This is a genomic window from Pelagibacterium montanilacus (assembly GCF_003992665.1).
GTDB lineage: Bacteria > Pseudomonadota > Alphaproteobacteria > Rhizobiales > Devosiaceae > Pelagibacterium > Pelagibacterium montanilacus.
The window spans coordinates 31,478-48,748 of the sequence record NZ_RZMX01000001.1; the positions used below are offsets into that span (position 1 = coordinate 31,478).

Annotated in this window: 17 protein-coding genes and 1 riboswitch; of the genes, 7 read left to right on the forward strand and 10 right to left on the reverse strand. The window is 66.7% G+C overall.

The features are described from left to right. Positions 1-33 precede the first annotated feature (33 nt). A complete protein-coding gene (locus tag EO136_RS00160; protein WP_127142399.1) occupies positions 34-384 on the reverse strand; it encodes a DUF6476 family protein in 351 nt (116 codons plus the stop codon). On the opposite strand from EO136_RS00160, the gene EO136_RS00165 reads away from it, so the two are divergent. The 3 genes from EO136_RS00165 to EO136_RS00175 all read left to right on the forward strand — a co-directional run bounded on the left by EO136_RS00165 (position 383) and on the right by EO136_RS00175 (position 3,904). Further along, on the forward strand, positions 383-1,393 hold the full coding sequence (locus EO136_RS00165) for an RluA family pseudouridine synthase (protein ID WP_425466574.1): 1,011 nt from the start codon (positions 383-385) through the stop codon (positions 1,391-1,393). The genes EO136_RS00160 and EO136_RS00165 overlap by 2 nt on opposite strands. A gap of 186 nt (positions 1,394-1,579) precedes the next feature. Then, positions 1,580-2,452 carry an RNA polymerase sigma factor RpoH gene (rpoH, locus tag EO136_RS00170; protein WP_127142403.1) on the forward strand — a complete coding sequence of 291 codons (873 nt, stop codon included), beginning with the start codon at positions 1,580-1,582 and terminating at the stop codon, positions 2,450-2,452. 132 nt (positions 2,453-2,584) lie between these two features. After that, positions 2,585-3,904 (forward strand): hemolysin family protein, encoded by a 1,320-nt coding sequence (locus EO136_RS00175; protein WP_127142405.1) that lies wholly within the window; start codon positions 2,585-2,587, stop codon positions 3,902-3,904. A 26-nt stretch (positions 3,905-3,930) separates the two neighbouring features. Here EO136_RS00175 and EO136_RS00180 read toward each other — a convergent pair whose 3' ends face one another. After that, complete coding sequence (locus EO136_RS00180) at positions 3,931-4,590, reverse strand: thiamine diphosphokinase (RefSeq protein ID WP_164730363.1); 660 nt, start codon at positions 4,588-4,590, stop codon at positions 3,931-3,933. A 62-nt stretch (positions 4,591-4,652) separates the two neighbouring features. Continuing rightward, a riboswitch (TPP riboswitch) is annotated at positions 4,653-4,751 on the forward strand. Between the two features lie 108 nt (positions 4,752-4,859). Between EO136_RS00180 and thiB the strand changes: the two genes are divergently transcribed. From thiB to EO136_RS00195, 3 genes are read left to right on the forward strand one after another with little or no spacing between them, the layout of a single operon-like run. Then, positions 4,860-5,864: a thiamine ABC transporter substrate binding subunit gene (thiB, locus tag EO136_RS00185; RefSeq protein WP_127142407.1), complete on the forward strand. Its 1,005-nt coding sequence runs from the start codon at positions 4,860-4,862 to the stop codon at positions 5,862-5,864. 38 nt (positions 5,865-5,902) lie between these two features. Next, positions 5,903-7,474: an ABC transporter permease family protein gene (locus EO136_RS00190; RefSeq protein ID WP_127142409.1), complete on the forward strand. Its 1,572-nt coding sequence runs from the start codon at positions 5,903-5,905 to the stop codon at positions 7,472-7,474. After that, on the forward strand, positions 7,461-8,096 hold the full coding sequence (locus tag EO136_RS00195) for an ATP-binding cassette domain-containing protein (RefSeq protein WP_127142411.1): 636 nt from the start codon (positions 7,461-7,463) through the stop codon (positions 8,094-8,096). The genes EO136_RS00190 and EO136_RS00195 overlap by 14 nt, the downstream gene beginning before the upstream one ends. Before the next feature lie 50 nt (positions 8,097-8,146). Here the strand turns inward: EO136_RS00195 and EO136_RS00200 are convergent, their stop codons facing one another. The 7 genes from EO136_RS00200 to EO136_RS00230 all read right to left on the reverse strand — a co-directional run bounded on the left by EO136_RS00200 (position 8,147) and on the right by EO136_RS00230 (position 14,613). Further along, a complete protein-coding gene (locus EO136_RS00200; protein WP_127142413.1) occupies positions 8,147-8,923 on the reverse strand; it encodes an L-fucose dehydrogenase in 777 nt (258 codons plus the stop codon). A gap of 56 nt (positions 8,924-8,979) precedes the next feature. After that, positions 8,980-9,420, reverse strand: a complete 441-nt coding sequence (locus EO136_RS00205) for an RbsD/FucU family protein (protein ID WP_127142415.1) — start codon at positions 9,418-9,420, stop codon at positions 8,980-8,982. After that, complete coding sequence (gene dld, locus EO136_RS00210; RefSeq protein ID WP_127142417.1) at positions 9,404-11,143, reverse strand: D-lactate dehydrogenase; 1,740 nt, start codon at positions 11,141-11,143, stop codon at positions 9,404-9,406. The genes EO136_RS00205 and dld overlap by 17 nt, the downstream gene beginning before the upstream one ends. Before the next feature lie 96 nt (positions 11,144-11,239). Next, on the reverse strand, positions 11,240-11,911 hold the full coding sequence (locus EO136_RS00215) for a glutathione S-transferase family protein (protein ID WP_127142419.1): 672 nt from the start codon (positions 11,909-11,911) through the stop codon (positions 11,240-11,242). A 31-nt stretch (positions 11,912-11,942) separates the two neighbouring features. Continuing rightward, positions 11,943-12,530, reverse strand: coding sequence for a VOC family protein (locus EO136_RS00220; protein ID WP_127142421.1), 588 nt, complete (start codon positions 12,528-12,530; stop codon positions 11,943-11,945). A gap of 2 nt (positions 12,531-12,532) precedes the next feature. Then, a complete protein-coding gene (locus EO136_RS00225) occupies positions 12,533-13,825 on the reverse strand; it encodes a phenylacetate--CoA ligase family protein (protein ID WP_127142423.1) in 1,293 nt (430 codons plus the stop codon). Between the two features lie 5 nt (positions 13,826-13,830). Further along, on the reverse strand, positions 13,831-14,613 hold the full coding sequence (locus EO136_RS00230) for a citryl-CoA lyase (RefSeq protein WP_127142425.1): 783 nt from the start codon (positions 14,611-14,613) through the stop codon (positions 13,831-13,833). Between the two features lie 80 nt (positions 14,614-14,693). Between EO136_RS00230 and EO136_RS00235 the strand changes: the two genes are divergently transcribed. Further along, positions 14,694-15,422: a GntR family transcriptional regulator gene (locus EO136_RS00235; protein ID WP_164730364.1), complete on the forward strand. Its 729-nt coding sequence runs from the start codon at positions 14,694-14,696 to the stop codon at positions 15,420-15,422. Between the two features lie 917 nt (positions 15,423-16,339). Here EO136_RS00235 and EO136_RS00240 read toward each other — a convergent pair. Beyond that, positions 16,340-17,266, reverse strand: a complete 927-nt coding sequence (locus EO136_RS00240) for a Gfo/Idh/MocA family protein (RefSeq protein WP_127142430.1) — start codon at positions 17,264-17,266, stop codon at positions 16,340-16,342. Between the last annotated feature and the right edge of the window lie 5 nt (positions 17,267-17,271).

Below are 17,271 nucleotides of genomic sequence, written 5' to 3' on the forward strand. Positions count from 1 at the left end.
AGCCCATGTTCTGGTTCGATCAGAACGGGGAATCTACTCGGCCACCACCGCGACGTCCCCGATCATCGTGCCGTCGCTGCCCTCGAAAATCCGGAAGCCCGTCGTCCCGTCGACCGCGTAGGTCACGGTCACCAGCCCGTCCTGGGTCTGGACCGAAACCACTTCCGCGCCCTCGGGAATCGACACCGTCTCGAGCGCGTAACGCGTCTCGGCCCCGCTCTCCATTGTGCTCAGCCGATAGACAACCACCCCCGCAATCGCCATAAAGCCGATCAGCATGATGAGCACGGAAAACCCGGCGCGGCGGCGTGCCTTGGCCATGATCTTGAGCGCTTCGGGGCTGTAGGGCTGGTCGCCGTCGGGCTCGGGATGGGAATGGGACATGGCGATGGATCCGATCGATGAGACTGCGCACGCCACCCTCGTCCCCGAGGCCGAGGCCGGAACGCGCCTCGATGCCTTCCTGGCGAACCAGTTTCCACAGTTCTCGCGCAACCGGATCAAGGAGTTGATCCTATCGGGCGCGGTGGATGTGGACGGGGCCGTGCGTGACGTGCCCAGATATCGCGTCAGGGCCGGAGAGTCCATCGTGCTCGCCGCCCCCGAGCCGGTCGAGGCCACGCCCCGGCCCCAGGACATCGCGCTCGACATCCTCCATGAGGACGCGCACCTCATCGTCATCGCCAAACCTGCCGGGCTCGTGGTCCACCCCGCCCCGGGCAATGCCGAGGGCACGCTGGTCAATGCCCTCCTCCACCATTGCGGAGAATCGCTGTCGGGCATCGGCGGGGTCAGGCGCCCCGGGATCGTACACCGGCTCGACAAGGACACCTCCGGGGTCATGGTCGTCGCCAAGACAGAAGCCGCTCACAAGGGGCTCTCGGACCAGTTCGCCGATCACGGCCGCACCGGACCGCTCGAGCGCGCCTATACCGCTTTGGTCTGGGGCGCGCCCGATCCGCTGCGCGGGCGCATCGAGACCACCATTGGCCGCGATCCCCACAACCGGCTCAAGCAGTCCGTGCGCGCCGCCGATGGGCGGGTCGCCATCACCCATTACCGCGTCACCGAGCGCTGGGCGGGGGAGAAATGGGCCGTCTCGTCGGTCGATTGCCGGCTCGAGACCGGACGCACCCACCAGATCCGCGTCCATCTGGGCCATATCGGCCACCCGCTCCTGGGCGACCCGGTCTATGGGTCGGGCTTTGCCACCAAGATCAACACCCTGCCCGAACCGGCCCGCGCGCTGCTCTCGGGACTGGGCCGCCAGGCGCTGCACGCGCGCCTCCTCGGCTTCGCCCATCCCGCCACCGGGGAAACGCTCCGCTTCGAGGCTCCGCTCCCCCCCGAACTCCAAGCGCTTGCAACTGAACTGACGCGATTTGCGTTATAGCGATTAAGGGCGGTTTGACTCTCGTCGCCGGTGATCGGAATTTTCGCCGGCCCGGGGTGCAATCGCCAAAATCCGACCTATATTGATCGCCACTGCCGTCATGCGGGCGATCCTGTCTGCCTGCCGGCACACGCGGGGAACCGGCCCGGGGGCCGGCCGTTGCTCCGCAAAAAGGGGTATTTTTTCATGGCCCAGTCCAATGTTCCCGTGCTCTCGTCAGAGAGCGGGCTCAATCGCTACCTCCAGGAGATCCGCAAGTTTCCGATGCTGGATCCCGACGAGGAATTCATGCTCGCCAAGCGTTACAAGGAACACGAGGATCCCCAGGCCGCCCAGCGCCTGATCACCTCGCACCTGCGGCTGGTGGCCAAGATCGCCATGGGCTATCGCGGCTATGGCCTGCCCATTTCCGAAGTGATTTCCGAAGGCAATGTGGGGCTCATGCAGGCGGTCAAGCGCTTCGAGCCCGACAAGGGCTTTCGGCTGGCCACCTATGCCATGTGGTGGATCCGCGCCTCGATCCAGGAATACGTGCTGCGCTCGTGGTCGCTGGTCAAGATTGGCACCACTGCCGCCCAGAAGCGGCTGTTTTTCAACCTGCGGCGCCTCAAGGGCCAGATCGCGGCGCTCGAGGACGGTTCGCTCCATCCCGACCAGATCAAGCAGATCGCGACCACGCTCAAGGTCACCGAAGACGATGTGGTCTCGATGAACCAGCGGCTGACCGGGGATGCCTCGCTCAACGCGCCCATGCGCGCCGACGAGGGCACCAGCCAGTGGCAGGACTGGCTGATCGACGAGACCCCCGATCAGGAAGAGGTTCTGGGCAAGAGCCAGGAATATGACGAGCGCATGGGCCTGCTCGAGAACGCCATGGACGTGCTCAACGACCGCGAACGCGCCATCTTCCGCGCCCGGCGCCTCAAGGAGAACCCCTCGACGCTGGAGGAGCTGGCCCAGCAATACGAGGTCAGCCGCGAGCGCATCCGCCAGATCGAGGTCCGCGCCTTTGAAAAGGTCCAGGATGCGGTGAAAGAGGCCGCGCGCGAAGCCCATTGATTATTGCCCGCGCCCAAGGCACTTTGCGCGGGCAAATTAAAGGTTTCGAGCTGCAGTCCTGATCCAGGTATAAGTGCAGTCCAGTTTCCTGAACCAGAGGACAAAACCGGACGGCAGACCCGTCCGATTTCCATGATAGAAATCGCAATCGTTGCAGGCCTCGTCCTGCTTAACGGCGTGTTCGCCATGTCCGAACTTGCCGTCGTCTCCGCCCGCCGGGCCCTTCTTCGGTCCATGGCGGAGCGTGGCAATCGCGGCGCCGCCAGCGCCCTCGCCCTCGCCGATGACCCGGGACGCTTCCTGTCCACGGTCCAGATCGGCATCACCCTGATCGGCATCATCGCCGGCGCCTTCTCGGGCGCCACGCTGGGCGGAGCGCTGACCGCGACTCTCGCCGGGCTCGGCCTTTCGCCCGCCTTCGCCTCGGCGCTGGGCTATGGCGGGGTCGTGGCCATCATCACCTATCTCTCGGTGGTGGTGGGCGAGCTCGTGCCCAAGAATTTCGCCCTGCGCCACGCCGAGGCCATCGCCTGCCTCGTCGCCCCGCCCATGACGCTCCTCTCGCGCGTTGCCGGACCCGTGGTCTGGCTGCTCGATTCCTCGACCCGCGCCTTGCTGCGCCTTTTCGGCATGGCCGAGGGCCGCGAGGAGGTCGTGACCGAAGAAGAGATCAAGGCCATGGTTGCCCAGGCGGCGGCCACAGGGGTTATCGAGGGCGACGAAAAGCGCATGATCGCCGGGGTGTTGCGCCTGTCGGATCGCACCGCCCGCGCGGTGATGACCCCGCGGCTGGACATCGACGCCCTGCGCCTCGCCCAGCCCCTCGCCGAGCTCGACGCCGAGATTCGCCGCTCCCGGCACGCGCGTCTGCCCGTCCTCGACACTTCGGACGACGACGTTCTGGGGGTGATCGTGGTGCGCGAATATCTCGCCGACCCCGCGCCCGAAACACCCGATGCGCTCCGGGCGATGATCCGCCCCGTCCCGATGGTCCCCGAGACCCTGGGCGCCCTCGAGGTGCTTGACCGGCTGCGCGAGGCCGACCAGCCCATGGCGCTGGTGCTTGACGAATACGGTCATTTCGAGGGCCTCGTGACCCCGGCGGACCTGCTCGAAGCCATCGCCGGCGTCTTCAAATCCGACCTCGACGGGGAGGCCCAGCTCACCCTCGTCAGACGCGAGGACGGCTCATGGCTCATCGACGGCGCGCTCGACGCCGACGAGATGGCCGAGACCCTCGCGATCACGCTCCCCTCGCGCGCACCGTACCAGACCGTTGCCGGCTTCATGATCCACAAGCTGCGCCGCCTGCCCCGGACCGGGGAATGGGTCGAAGCCTTCGGCTGGCGCTTCGAGGTCGTGGACATGGACGGCCGCCGGATCGACAAGATCCTCGCCAGCCCGGTATCGGCCCAAACCGGTCCCGCCCGGACCACGCCGCCGCGCCCCTGACCCTGCCAGGGCTGTGCCCGGCCCTCTCAAGGGGCCGGGCACAGCCCGATCAGCACCTTCAACAGGCCACGATCCATGATCAGCAGCCAGGGGTCCTGCGCCCCCGGCGCCACCTGGATCGAGACGGTCTCGGCGCTCGCCGCGTTGGACGTGCCCACCCGTTCGCCCTGTTCGAGCACCAGCCCCGCGAGCGGATAAACGAGCCCGCTCGACCCTGCAAATTCGGTCCGCCCCAGCGGGTAGACAGAAACCCTCTGCCCCGCCCCTGGCGTGATCGTGAGGTCCCCCGCCACCCCCAGCGCCAGATCGTGCTCGTCGAGCAGCACGATCCTGCGCCCCGCCGCGTGACGAGAAACCGCGTGCAGCGCGGCGAGCGTGTGGTCGAACCGCCCACCCGTCATCCCGATGGCAAGGGTCACAGGCGCCTGTGTCATCCCCAGTGCCTTCTCGAAATCGGTGCTGTCCTGGTCGGCGATGGCGATGATGCGCGTGGAAGCGGGAAACCGCCCCGCAGAGCCCAGCGAATCCATGTCCCCGATCACCGCATCGGGCACGATGCCATGATCGGCCAGAACGTCCCCGCCGCTGTCGGCCCCTACGAACCCCACGGCCAGCCCCGCCACTTCGGCGAGCAAAGCAGGGTCGACCCGTCCCCCGCCCACGATGACGAGCGGGCCGGAAAACACCAAAGGCCCCTCGCCCGCGGCGACGGCCTCTTGAACGGTTTGATGGCTGGATATAGTGTCGCCTCGTCTCGCTGGGGTGTTCGTGAGAAATCGCGGGCTGAGAAAAACCCATTGAACCTGAACCAGGTCATGCTGGCGGAGGAAGTTCGAGATGGCAAGTCGCTCGCCGTGTCGCACGCCTTGCCATTCCAGTCGCTCTCTTTCCATCCATGACCGCAATCTGGCCGGACCGCCAATCGGGGTGGTCCGTCGTGAAAAGGAGCCGACCCATGGTCAAAACCCTTGCACCATGCCTCGTTGCGGTGGCCCTCGGATCGCTTGGATCCGTCGCCAACGCACAGGATAACCACCTCACCGTCTACACCTACGACGCCTTTGCCGCCGATTGGGGCCCCGGCCCCGCGCTCAAGGCGGGCTTTGAGGCCCGGTGCGACTGCACCATCGATTTCGTCGCCGCCGATTCCTCGATCGGCGCCCTGCGCCGCGCCCAGCTCGAGGGCGAGGACACCGAGGCCGACATCATCCTGGGGCTCGACACCGCCACCATGGGCGAGGGGATCGAAAGCGGGCTTTTCGTCGAGCACGGGCTCGACTACCCCGAACTCGACCTGCCGATGGACTGGGCCGATCCGGTCTTTGCCCCCGTCGATTACGGCTATTTCGCCTTCGTCTATGACACCGAGGCCCTCGACACGCCCCCGGCCAGTTTCCAAGACCTCGTCGCACTGCCCGAGGATTTCCGCATCGTCATCCAGGACCCCCGCGCCTCCACGCCCGGCCTCGGCCTCGTGCTCTGGATCAAGGCGGTCTATGGTGAGGAGGCGGCCGCCTATTGGGAAGAGCTCGCACCCTATATCCTGACCGTCACCGGCGGCTGGTCGGAATCCTACGACCTCTTCCTTGCGGGCGAAGCCGACATGGTCCTCTCCTACACCACCTCCCCGGCCTATCACGTCATCGCCGAGGACGAGACGCGCTACCAGGCCGCGCGGTTCGAGGAAGGCCACTACACCCAGATCGAGGTCGCCGGCATCCTGGGCTCGAGCCCCGATATCGATCTCGCCCGCGCGTTCCTCGACTATCTCATGACCCCCGAGGCTCAGGCCACGCTGCCGGAAACCAACTGGATGTATCCCATCGTCGAACCCGAAGGGGGGCTCAATCCCGGCTTTGACGCCATGATCGACCCCGATCCCGCGCTTCTCCTGGACGCCGACACCGTCGCGGCCAACACCCGCGCCTGGATCGACGAAGCCTTCGCGGCGCTGCGCTAGTGGCGGGCGGGTCGCCATCGCTGCGTGGATGGCGGCCCGTGCGCCGGCTGTCGGGCTATACGATCGCCGGGCTCGTCGCCGCGCTCATCGCGGCTCTGCTCGCGGCCCTCTGGGTCGCGGGCCAGAGCTTTGCCACGCGGTCCGGCGCCGGTCCCGACATCGCGCACCTGTTGCGCATGTCCTCGGCCCAGGCCGGGCTCTCGACCATCCTTTCGCTTTTGACCGGGTTCATCCTTGCCTGGTCGCTCGACCGGCTGCGTTTTCCCGGACGCGCGCTGGTGGTGGGCATGCTCTCCTCGGCACTGGTCCTGCCCTCGCTGGTCGTGGTCGCCGGGCTGATCGCGGTCTGGGGCCGCGCCGGCTGGATCAATGCGCTGCTCGACCATCTGGGAACCTCAATCGGCTCGTCGGTCTTCGGGCTCGAGGGGATCGTTCTCGCCCATGTTATCCTCAACGGTGCCTTCGCCGCCCGCATCATGCTCGACCGGCTCGAAGCCATCCCGCCCGAAAAGCTCAGGCTCGGCCGCGCGCTGGGGCTGGGGCCCGTCCGCCGGCTCGCCATTCTCGACCTGCCCGCTCTTGCCAGCACCATTCCCGGCGTGGGCGCCACCATCTTCCTTCTGTGCTTCACCAGCTTTGCCATCGTGCTCGTCCTGGGCGGCGGCCCGGGCAACCAGACCCTCGAGGTCGCGATCTACGAAGCGGTGCGGCTCGATTTCGATCTTGGCGCCGCCGTGCGCCTGTCGCTGGTCCAGCTCGTGGTCTGCGCGCTGATCATCGTGCCCGCAACCACCCTTGCTCCGGCCGCAACCCTCTTTGGGCGCCGCACGCTCCTGCACTGGCCCGAATCCCGGCCTGTAGCCCGCCTGCAATTGGTGCTTCTGGTCGTGCTCCTCGCCGGTTTTCTCGCCCCGCTGCTCGCGGTTCTGGTGCGCGGGCTCGACAACGCCATTCTCGATCTGTGGGACCTGCCCGGCTTCTGGCGCGCCGGCGCCACCAGCCTCTGGGTCGGGATCGCCAGCGCCGCACTGTGCCTCGCGCTCGCCATCGGGCTGGGCATGGCCCGCGCGCTGGTCTCGCGAACCCGCCCGGCCCATCTGGCGCTCGGCATTCCCGTCTTCACCTATCTCGCCGTACCCGCGGTCGTCCTTTCGCTGGGCTTCTTCCTTCTGGCGCGCCAGACCGGGCTCTCGACCGGCGCCGCGGCACCAGTGGTTCTGGTCATCGCCAATGCGCTGCTCTCGCTGCCCTTCGCCTTTGCCACCCTCGCCCCAGCCCTCGAAGCGATCACGAGCCGCCACGGACGACTGATCCGCGCGCTGGGCCTGTCGGGCCCCAGCCAGTGGCGCATGCTCGAATGGCCGCTGCTCGCGCGCCCCATGGGCTATGCGGCAGCGCTCGCCTTCGTCTTCTCGCTGGGCGATCTGGGGGTCATTTCGCTCTTTGGCACCGAGAGCTTTTCCACCCTGCCCTGGCTGATGTTCCGCGCGCTGGGCGCCTACCGCACCAATGATGCCGAAGCCATCGCCGCCCTGCTGCTGATCCTGAGCGTCACCGCCTTCCTCGTCATCCCGCGCCTGTTTGAAAGGCTGGCTCATGTTCGAGATTGATGCGCTGACCTTCCGCCACCGCGGATCCGAGCAGGCCTATGACTTCTCGCTCTCGGCGGCCCCCGGCGAGATCGTGGGGCTGGTGGGCCCTTCGGGCTCGGGCAAATCCACCCTGCTCGATCTGGTCGCCGGCTTTCTCGATCCGGCAAGCGGGGACATCAGGCTCGATGGCCGCTCGCTGGTGGGCCTGCCGCCCGAAGAGCGCCCGGTCTCGATCCTGTTCCAGGCCGACAATCTCTTTGACCACCTCTCGGCAGCCGCCAATGTCGCGCTGGGGCTTGGCCCCAGGGCGCGGGCCTCGGACGCGGCGGTCGAACAGGCGCTGGCGGAAATGGGCCTGGCCGGCATGGGCGGGCGCAAGGCCTCCGAGCTCTCGGGCGGCCAGCGCCAGCGGGTCGCGCTTGCCCGTACGCTCCTGCGCAACCGCCCCGTGCTCCTGCTCGACGAACCCTTTTCCGGGCTCGACGCCGAAACCATTGCCCCCATCCGCGATCTCATCGGCGCGCTGGTCGCCGCACGCGGCTGGCATGCCCTGCTCGTCTCCCACCAGCCCGATGAAATCACCGCCCTCACCGCCCGCCGCTATCGCCTCGAAGACGGTCGGTTGATCGAGGGTAGCTAGAGTGTTCCCACGAACGCGCGGCCCGACGCTCTCACAGTAGCAGGAACGCCCTAATCGAGCGCCCGGTCCAGATGGGTATACCCGCCATCCACGAACAGCCACTGGCCCGTGGTGTGGCCCGCGCGGTCCGACAGCGCGAACAGCACAGCGTCGGCCAGTTCGCGCGGCTCGGTCATGCGCTGACCAAGCGGAATGCGCCGCGTGATCTCGGCCAGCTTGGCCTCGGGGTTCTCGAAGGTCGAAAGCCATTTCTCATAGAGCGGGGTCATCGCCTCGGCGGGGATCACCGCATTGACGCGGATGCCATCCTTGCGCAGCGAGGTCGCCCATTCCCGGGTCAGCGAAAGCTGGGCGCCCTTGGCGGCGGTGTAGGCGCTGGTGCCGCCCTGTCCGGTCACCGCGGTTTTCGACGAGATGTTGACGATCGCCCCCCTTGTCTTGCGCAGCTCGGGCACGCACAGATGCGCCATGGTGAAATAATGGACGAGGTTGCGCTCGAGCGAGGCGCGGAATGCGTCCGGACTGGCGTCCAGCCCCACCCCGTCATTGAGCCCCGCATTGTTGACCAGCCCGTCGATCCGGCCATAGGCGGCAAGCGCCCCCTCGACCACCGCCGCGCAATTGGCGTCTTCGCTGAGTTCGCCCTGCACGAACAGGTATTGCCCCCCGGCCGCGTCCAGTTGCGCGGTGAACTCCGGGGTCAGCGGGCTGCGCCCCGCGATCACGGGAATGGCGCCTTCCTCGGCCAGCCCGAGCGAAATGGCTGCCCCGATGCCCGAACCGCCGCCCGTCACGATGACGACCTTGCCCTTGAGGTTGAGGTCCATGCCCTTCTCCCGTCAGTGTTCTTGAATGGACGGGCGTCGCCCCGCCCGCGCGCCGATCAACCCTCGGGGCCGATCACGCCCTTGCGGATCGCGAGATTGGCGTAGAACCGCCGCTCATTGGTGGAAAAGATCGCAAACGCCTTCTTGGAGCGCTCGTAGAACGCGAAGCGCTCGAGGCTGGTGATCGTGCCGCCCGCATCGGTGACGATGCCTTGGACCTCGGCCACAGCCTCGGGCATCTCGTCAGGCTTGCCCACCACTTCCATGCGCGCCACCGCGTCATCGACGAACCCGTCGATGGTCATCACCGAGAGCACGGCGCGCACCACGTCGCGCAGCGGCGCATCGAAATGCACCGGCTTGCCATAGGGCGTCTGCTGGGCCGTGGCGAAGGCGGGAAAATTGGCGTCCACGATCACCAGATCGTCGCCATGGCCCATGGCCCTCAACACGTAAAGCGCGTCCGGTCCCAGGATCGGATCAATTCCCTTGAGCATGTGCGTGCGTCCTCCCGTCATGGTTGTGTGCGCCGCTCTCATCCGCCCAGTGCCGGCATTTGGACGTGTGTCCGATGCCGGGATTGAAGGTGTTGGTCGGATCGAGCGATCTGTAGAAGTCCACCAGCTCGGGCTTGGCATAATAGAGATGGCCGACATTGTGCTCGGCAGGATATTCCGCGCCCCGGGCGTCGAGCAATGCCCAAAGTTCGTGTTCGAGCGCTTCGCAGTCCACGCCCTTTTTCACCAGATAATCCTGGTGCATGACGTGGCAGAAAAAGTGCCCGCAATAGATCTTGGCCTCCATCTTGGCCTCGATCTCCGCCGGCAGGGTTTCGAACCATTCCGCCGCATTGCGCGGCAGCGCCACGTCCATGGCCACGATATCCTCGACCGTATCGGGATGCATCGTGCGGTAGCGCACACCCGCGCCCCCCACCGCGAACCGGTGCAGGAACGCCGCCCTGCCTTCCGCCGCGTCGCATTCGAAGAAATCCCCGCTCGCCGTGGGGAACATCGCGCCGAGAAAGTCCCGCGCCTCGGCGATCCCCGCCCCGCCCATCTTGAGCATGAGATGGTGGGCGTAGGTGTCGCGATAGGCGTTCATGCGCTTGGGCAGATGCTCGGGAAAGAGCTTGACCGCAAGCTGCACCAGCCGGTCGCTGATCGCCCCGCCCAGCCCGACCTTCTCGGTCATCCCGTCCACCCAGCTCTTGGCCGCAAAGGCCTTGGGCACGGTGTCGGTGCCGAAATGGTGGATCAGGAGGTAGAGGTCCTTGCCGTATTTGCGCGTGATGTCATAGGCCTCCCGGTGGATATACTCCCCCTGGATCGGCAAATTCTCGAAATTGGCAAGGATGTGCCGGCGGATTTTCGCCAGATCGGCCGGGTCATTGGTCCCGATATAGAAAACCCCGGTGTCCTTGTCCGCCGCGAAGGTGTCGAGCCTGAGCGCAAAGACCGCCAGCTTGCCCGCCGAGCCCGACGCCTCGTAATGCCGGCGCGGATCGGCGTTGAACCGGGCCGGGGTATCGGCCTCGATATCGCGCACATGCCGGTTGTATTCCCGGTCCGAGGCCCACTGGTTCTCCGACGCCATGACGTCCTCGGGACTGTATTCGCCCCGGTCGAGCCGCGACAGGATCGTCTCGGGGTCCTCCCCCAGCTCGATCCCAAGATGATTGACGAGGTTGAGCCGCCCGCTCGCATCGACCTGCGCAAAGAGCGAAAGCTGGGTATAGGCGGGCCCGCGCTGGATCAGCGATCCGCCCGAATTGTTGCACACCCCGCCGGTCACCGACGCCCCGATGCACGAGGACCCGATCACCGAATGGGGCTCGCGCCCCAGCGGGCGGATGGTCTTTTCGAGCCGGTCCAGCGTGGCGCCGGGCAGGCACACCACCTGCTTGCCCCCGTCGAGCAGGTCGATCCGCGTCATGCGCAGGGTCGAGAAGATGACGATGGGCCGGTCGTAGGCGTCCCCGTCAGGCGTCGAGCCGCCGGTGAGCCCGGTATTGGCCGCCTGCACGATGACGATGATATCGGCCTCGACACACGCCTTGAGCGCACGCCACTGCTCGAGCAGCGTGCCCGGTCGCACCACGGCGAGCACATGGCCCTCCCCGAAGCGATACCCCTTGCGATAGCGCCGCGTGGCGCGATCGCCAACCAGAACGTGACGCGGGCCGACAACCCCCCGCAGGGTTTCGATCAATGTGCTCATGGGGCGATGACATAGTGCCCCGCGCGCTGATTGCCAACTGAAATGTTAGTTGGCAATCGCGATCGGGGGCCCACGCCGGGGCCCCCGTCCGGTCGCTCAGGCGACGAATTTCTGACCCTCAAGCGAGGCGTTGAACCCCTCGAGCTGTTCGGACACCGCCGCCCAGTGCGGCAGGGCCTTCATGCGTCCCAGCCATGCCTCGACATTGGGATAGGCCGAAAAATCGAACCGGATCGCATGGCCCAGCGCAACGATCGAGGCGGTGAAATAATCGGCCACCGTGATCTCGCTGCCGGTGAGATAGGTCCGCCCGTCGCCCAGCCATTTGTCGTTGAGCACCTGCATCCAGAAATGGGACTTGTCGCGCCCCCATTCCACCGCCACCCGATGGCCCTCGTCGGTCGGGCGCTTGTGGTGCGGGAAAAGCTGCGGGTAGCAGAGGTTGTAGCCCCAGTCGCGATAAAAGTTCGAGTTCACCCAGTCCATCACCTCGTTGACCTTGGCCTTGGCCACGAGGTCGGTGGGGTATTCGGCCAGCCCGTTCTTTTCGGCCAGATAGCGCAGGATGGTGGCGCTCTCGGTCAGGCGCACATCCCCATCCTCGAGCACCGGCACCAGCCGGCTCTGGTTGATGGCCAAGAACGGCTCCTGATGGTGCTCGCCGGTGAAAAGGTCCACGATCTGCTCGTCGACAGCGAGCCCCTTTTCCGCGATGAACAGGCGAACCGGGCGGCTAGTGATCGAGGCGGGGTGCATGTAGAGTTTCATGTCGGCATTCCTCCTTTGCCTTGGATAGAGTTTAGCTGCGATAGGGGTTCTTGGGGCTGCGGTCGCTCGAGAGCGAGGCAAAGCGCGCCTCGGTCATCTTCTCGATGGCGTCCGCAAGGTGGATTTCCGCGATGTTGTAGTCCCCGCGTTCCACCCGGATCAGATGCGCCTCGTAGAGCACTTCGGCATGGGTGCGTCCCTCTGGGGGATCGAACCGGTAGGACGCCAGCTCGATCAACAGCCCCAGCGGGTCGCGGAAGTAGATCGAATCCATGAAGCCCCGGTCCTTGGGCCCCGAATGCTTGATCCCGCGCTCGTCGAGCCGCTCGACGAGCTGCTTGAACGTCGCCTGGGAGACCGAAAACGCGATATGGTGCACCGCACCCTGATCGGCCGGGGTCTGTGTCGCGTCCGGCGTGCGCTCCTCGTCGGTAAAGATCGTGATCAGCCGTCCGTCACCGGGATCGAAATAAAGGTGGCTCTCGCTCGCCCGATCCAGATTGGGCTGGTCGAAGATGAAGGGCATGCCCAGCGTCCCCTCCCAGAAATCGATCGAGGTCTGCCGGTCGGCTCCCATGATGGTGATGTGATGGACCCCCTGGGTCTGCATCTTGCGCATTGTCAGTCTCCTCCTTGGCTTGATGCGTCGGACCAGTCGACGAGCTTGGACTTGTAGTCGGTACGCGGCAGGCTCCCCCAGGCCACCAGACCGACCCGGGTCGACACGATCAGCGTGTCGCGGATTGCCTTGGTGATCGCCTCGGCAAGGCCCTCGTCGGGCTCGACCCCCTCTGCCAGCTCCACCTGCACGGGAAGCGGCGGGCTCTGCTTGACGCCCTTGGCCGAGGGCCGGATCGAGATCACCCCGGAAACCTCGGGCGCGAACCGGGCCACCACCTCGCGCAGCGCGGTGGGGAACAGATTGACCCCGCGCACGATCAGCATGTCGTCGGTGCGCCCGATGCAGCGGATGCGCGGCCCGGTGCGCCCGCAGGCGCAGGTGCCCGTCTTGACCACCACATGGTCCCGGCTTCGGAACCGCAGCAGCGGGGAAGCCTCGCGCCGCAGATGGGTGTAGACCATCTCGCCCTCGGCCCCGTCCTCCATCGGGATCACCTCCCCCGACACCGGGTCGATCAGCTCGATATGGACATAACCGTCACCGGCGAAATGCATGGCATCCTTGTGTTCGCACTCGCCCCAGAGCGAGATCGAGATGTCCCCGATCCCCATGGCTTCGGTCACCGTCGCGCCCCAGGCGCTTTCGAGCCGCGCGCGCAGGGTGGGTTCGCTCCCCCCCGGCTCACCGGCCACCAGCAGCCGCTTGACGGTCGAACCGGCCAGATCGATGTCCCGCTTTTCCGCCCATTCGGCCAGATGGAGCGCATAGGACGGGGTCAGCGCCATGGCCGTGGGCCCCAGTTTCTGGACCGCCGCCATCAGCCGCTCGGTGTTGCCCGCCCCCACCGGAATCTGGGTCAGCCCGGCCCGCGAGAACGCATCGATCGTCGCCCCGGCAACGAACGGGCCGGCATTGTAGGTCGAGACGATCCGGTCGTCCGCCGTGATCCCCGAGGCCGCATAGGACCGCATCGAGACCGCGATCCAGTCCTCCAGATCGCGCGCCGTCAGCGGAATGTAGAACGGCGACCCCGTGGTCCCCGAGGTCGAATAGATCCGAACCACGTCGTCCATCTTGGCGGCAAGGTGGGTGCCGATCGGATGATCCGCATCGACCGTGGCGCGCAGATCGTTCTTTTCGGTAAAGGGCAGCCTGCCGATATCGGCCAGCCCGCCGACATTTTCAGGGCTGCCGAACCCCGCCTCCGCAAGCCGCTCGCGATAAAACTGCGAGCGCTCGAACAGGTATGCGATCTGGCGGCGGTAAAGCGCATCCGCGTCGGCCGAGCTCATGGCGTTCACTCCTTGTCTCCCGCGTAGGCAATCGCCTCTTCGGCCCGCGCCGCCATCAGGAACCCGATCGGGGTCTCCTGCTCTTCGGCCAGATGGGCGAGAAGGCTCGCGGTGCGCGCCAGAATCGGGATGCCCTTGACGATCTTGGGCGGGAAGTCGAGGTCCAGAAGCGTCGCGGCAATGGCCATCGAAACGTTGAGCGTCAGGGGCTTGCCCCAGACCGCTTCCACCGCCGCCGCGCTTTTCTGCGCGAGCGCAATATGCGCGCCCGCCACCCCGCGCTCATGGGCGAGTTCGAAAATCCGCTCGGCGCGCGGGTCGCGCGGCTTGTGCAGCGGATGGCCGAAGCCGGGCACCTTGTCTCCCCGCGCCCGGATTTCCCCGATCATCTCTTCCAGCCCTTCGTCCGCATCCCCGTCGCCGATCCGCTCCCGGGCCGCAACGAGGAAATCGGCGCAATATTGCGCGGTCCCCAGCACCACGCTGCCGCAGCCCAGAATCCCTGCGGCCACGGCGCCCTGGAGCGCGGAGGGATCGGACGCCAGCGTCATGCGCGCCACCTGGTTGGTCGGCACCAGCCCGTGCTCGGCGATCGCCACCAGCAGCACGTCGAGAAAATAGCGCTGGTCCTCGGTCGGCTCGCGCCCGGTCAGAAGCAGGAAGAAATACGACGTGAAGCTCATCGACCCCATCAGGTCGCCGCAGAGGTCGCGGCCCCTCACGGTCAGCGAATCCGCGTCCGCCGTGCTGATTGCCGTTGTGGCCGCACCGGCCTTGCCGATCATCATGGCTTTACCTCCCTGTTATTATAGGTCAATGTTGTAGGACAATACGAGTGCGGTCAAGCAGGCATGGGGAGGTGAACGCAGTGTCAAATCAGTCCGAACAGATCGAGCGCCCCGCCGTTTCGGCCCGCACGGACGTCCCTGCCGCGGGGCCCGCACACGGCCAGAAGGCCGGTACGCTGGCCGACAGCCTGGCACGCGCCATCGCCGGCGGCCGGTTCGCCCCCGGCCAGCGTCTGGTGGAAGCCGATCTCACCGCGGCCTATGGGGTGGGCCGGGGCCTCTTGCGCGAGGCGTTCCGCAAGCTCGCCGCCGAGGGCCTGATCGAGATCGTGCCCAATCGCGGCGCTCTGGTGCGCCGGTTCTCGCGCATCGAGGCGCTCGAATTGTTCGAAATCCGCACCGAGCTGGAAGCACTCGCCGCCCGCCGCGCCTCCCAGCGCATGGCCCTGCCCGACATCCGCGAGCGGTTCGAGGCCGGGATCGCGCCCATCTGGGAGCCCCATCCCCGCAGCACCGACGCCGGCTACATCGCGGAAAACCACGCCTTCCACGCCGCCATCCTTGCCGCTTCGGGCAATTCCCAGCTCGCCGCCGTCAGCAGCCGCCTCCAGCTCGCCCTCATCCTTTCCCAGATCCGCTTCGCCCTCTCGGCCCGGACGCTCGAGAGCTCGGTGTCCGAACACCGCCTGATCGCCACCGCCATCCTCGACCGCGACCCCGACGCCGCCCAACGCACCCTCCGCCTCCACCTCTACCGCGCCGCCGATATCGTCCGCACCACCCCCCCGGGCGCCTTCGGCCAGGACTGAGGCGACCACAACGCTCTGACCCGCCCTCCCCATCCCGCCTTGAAGAGAAGGGCGCAGGCCGACTCCAAAACCGTCTGCGCTTTGGTCACGGCCGAGGGCGCAGCACACGCCAAGGAAGCCCACTTTCCCCTTGAGGGACTTCAAGGCGCCCGCGCCAGCGACCCATCGCCCCGGTGCCGCGATGGGAGCCGCAGAAGACCATGAGCGCTAGGGACGAATGGTTACGGACGAGGGCGCAGCCTTGGCCAAGCGAGCCCCCCTCTCCCCTTGAGGGAGAGGGGCCGGGGGTGAGGGGTCAGCAGCGCTTCCGCACTCACCAACCTTTTGGCCGGACGCATCCTACCCCTAAGCGCCTTGTTCTTGCGGAGAGGCCGAACAAAACTATGACCGCCATGCGAGCCAAGGCCGGGTGGGGCAATCACGGCAACCCGTATCTGCCGGAGCGCTCCAAACCCCTCATCCGACCTTTCGCTATCGCGAAAGCCCACCTTCTCCCTCAAGGGGAGAAGGGAAAGCCGGCCCAGCCCATTTGGAACGAGCCCCCCTCTTCTATTGAGGGAGACTTCAACGCGGTCGCGCAAGCGACCCATCGCTTCGGTGGAGCGATGGGAGCCGCCGAAGGCCATGAGCGCTAGGCGCGAATGGTCACGGACGAGGGCGCAGCATTAGCCAAGCGAGCCCCCCTCTCCCCTTGAGGGAGAGGGGCCGGGGGTGAGGGATCCTGCAGCCGCGCCCAATGCTGCGCGTCCGAGTTGCGCGCAAACTGACACCCCGCCCGTTGAAGGATCCGAAGAAGACCATGAACGCTAGGCGCGAATGGCCAAGGATGAGGCACATCACCAGCCAAGGGAGCCCCCCTCTCCCCTTGAGGGAGAGGGGCCGGGGGTGAGGGGTCCTGCAGCGGTTCAGCCCCCAGCTCAATCCTCGAACCGAGCCACGATCCGCCGTTCCCCCAGCAAGAACGCATCGGCGATCAGTTGCAGCGGCGCGGCGTCCACATCGCTCTGCCCGTCCGCCAGGAGCCCGGCGGCTTTCTCGTAAATGCCCGGATATTCCGCATCCCCGGCCTCGACCCGGATCTCCCCGTCGACCGCCATCTTGGCGCCGCCAGAAGAGAGCGCGAGCTGCCCCCCATCGGTCCACACGGTGATGTCCCAGCTCTGGGGCCCGGTCTGGAGCCAGTCGAAATCCCCGCTGATCGGAGTGCCGTGCGCGTCGGTGAACTGCACGCGCCCGGCGATCGGGGTCTGGCAGTTCTCAGGAAAATCGAGAACCGCACCGGTGACGTGCACCGGATCGGGCAGGATCGCGGTGAGGATCGAAAGCCCGTTGCTCACGGGATCGAACACCCCGAGCCCCCCCGGCTCCCAGATCCAGGCCTGCCCCGGATGCCAGCGGCGCACATCCTCGCGCCAGGCGATCTCGATGCGCGCGATCCGCTTGCCCGCGAGCCATTGGCGCGCCGGCTCCACCGCCGCCGCATGGCGCGAGTGCCAGGTGGTCATCAGCACCACGCCCTTGTCCGCCGCGAGCCCCTTGAGCGTCTCGACCTCGGCCACCGTCGCCCCCGGGGGCTTTTCCAGAAGCGTGTGCCGGCCCGCAGCGATCGTTGTCGCCGCCATGGCAAAGCGCGGCTGGGGCGGCTGGCAGTGCGAAACCACGTCGATATCGGGCCGGGCCTCGAGCATCGCCTCGAGCGAGGTGAAACAGTCCACCCCCTCGAGCGTGGCGTTCCGGCTCACCACCGCGGCGAGCTCGAAATCGGGGTTTCCGGCGATTGCCGGGATGTGCTGGTCATGGGCGATCTTGCCCAGACCGACGAGTGCGACCTTGTGCGGCGCCATTGAGC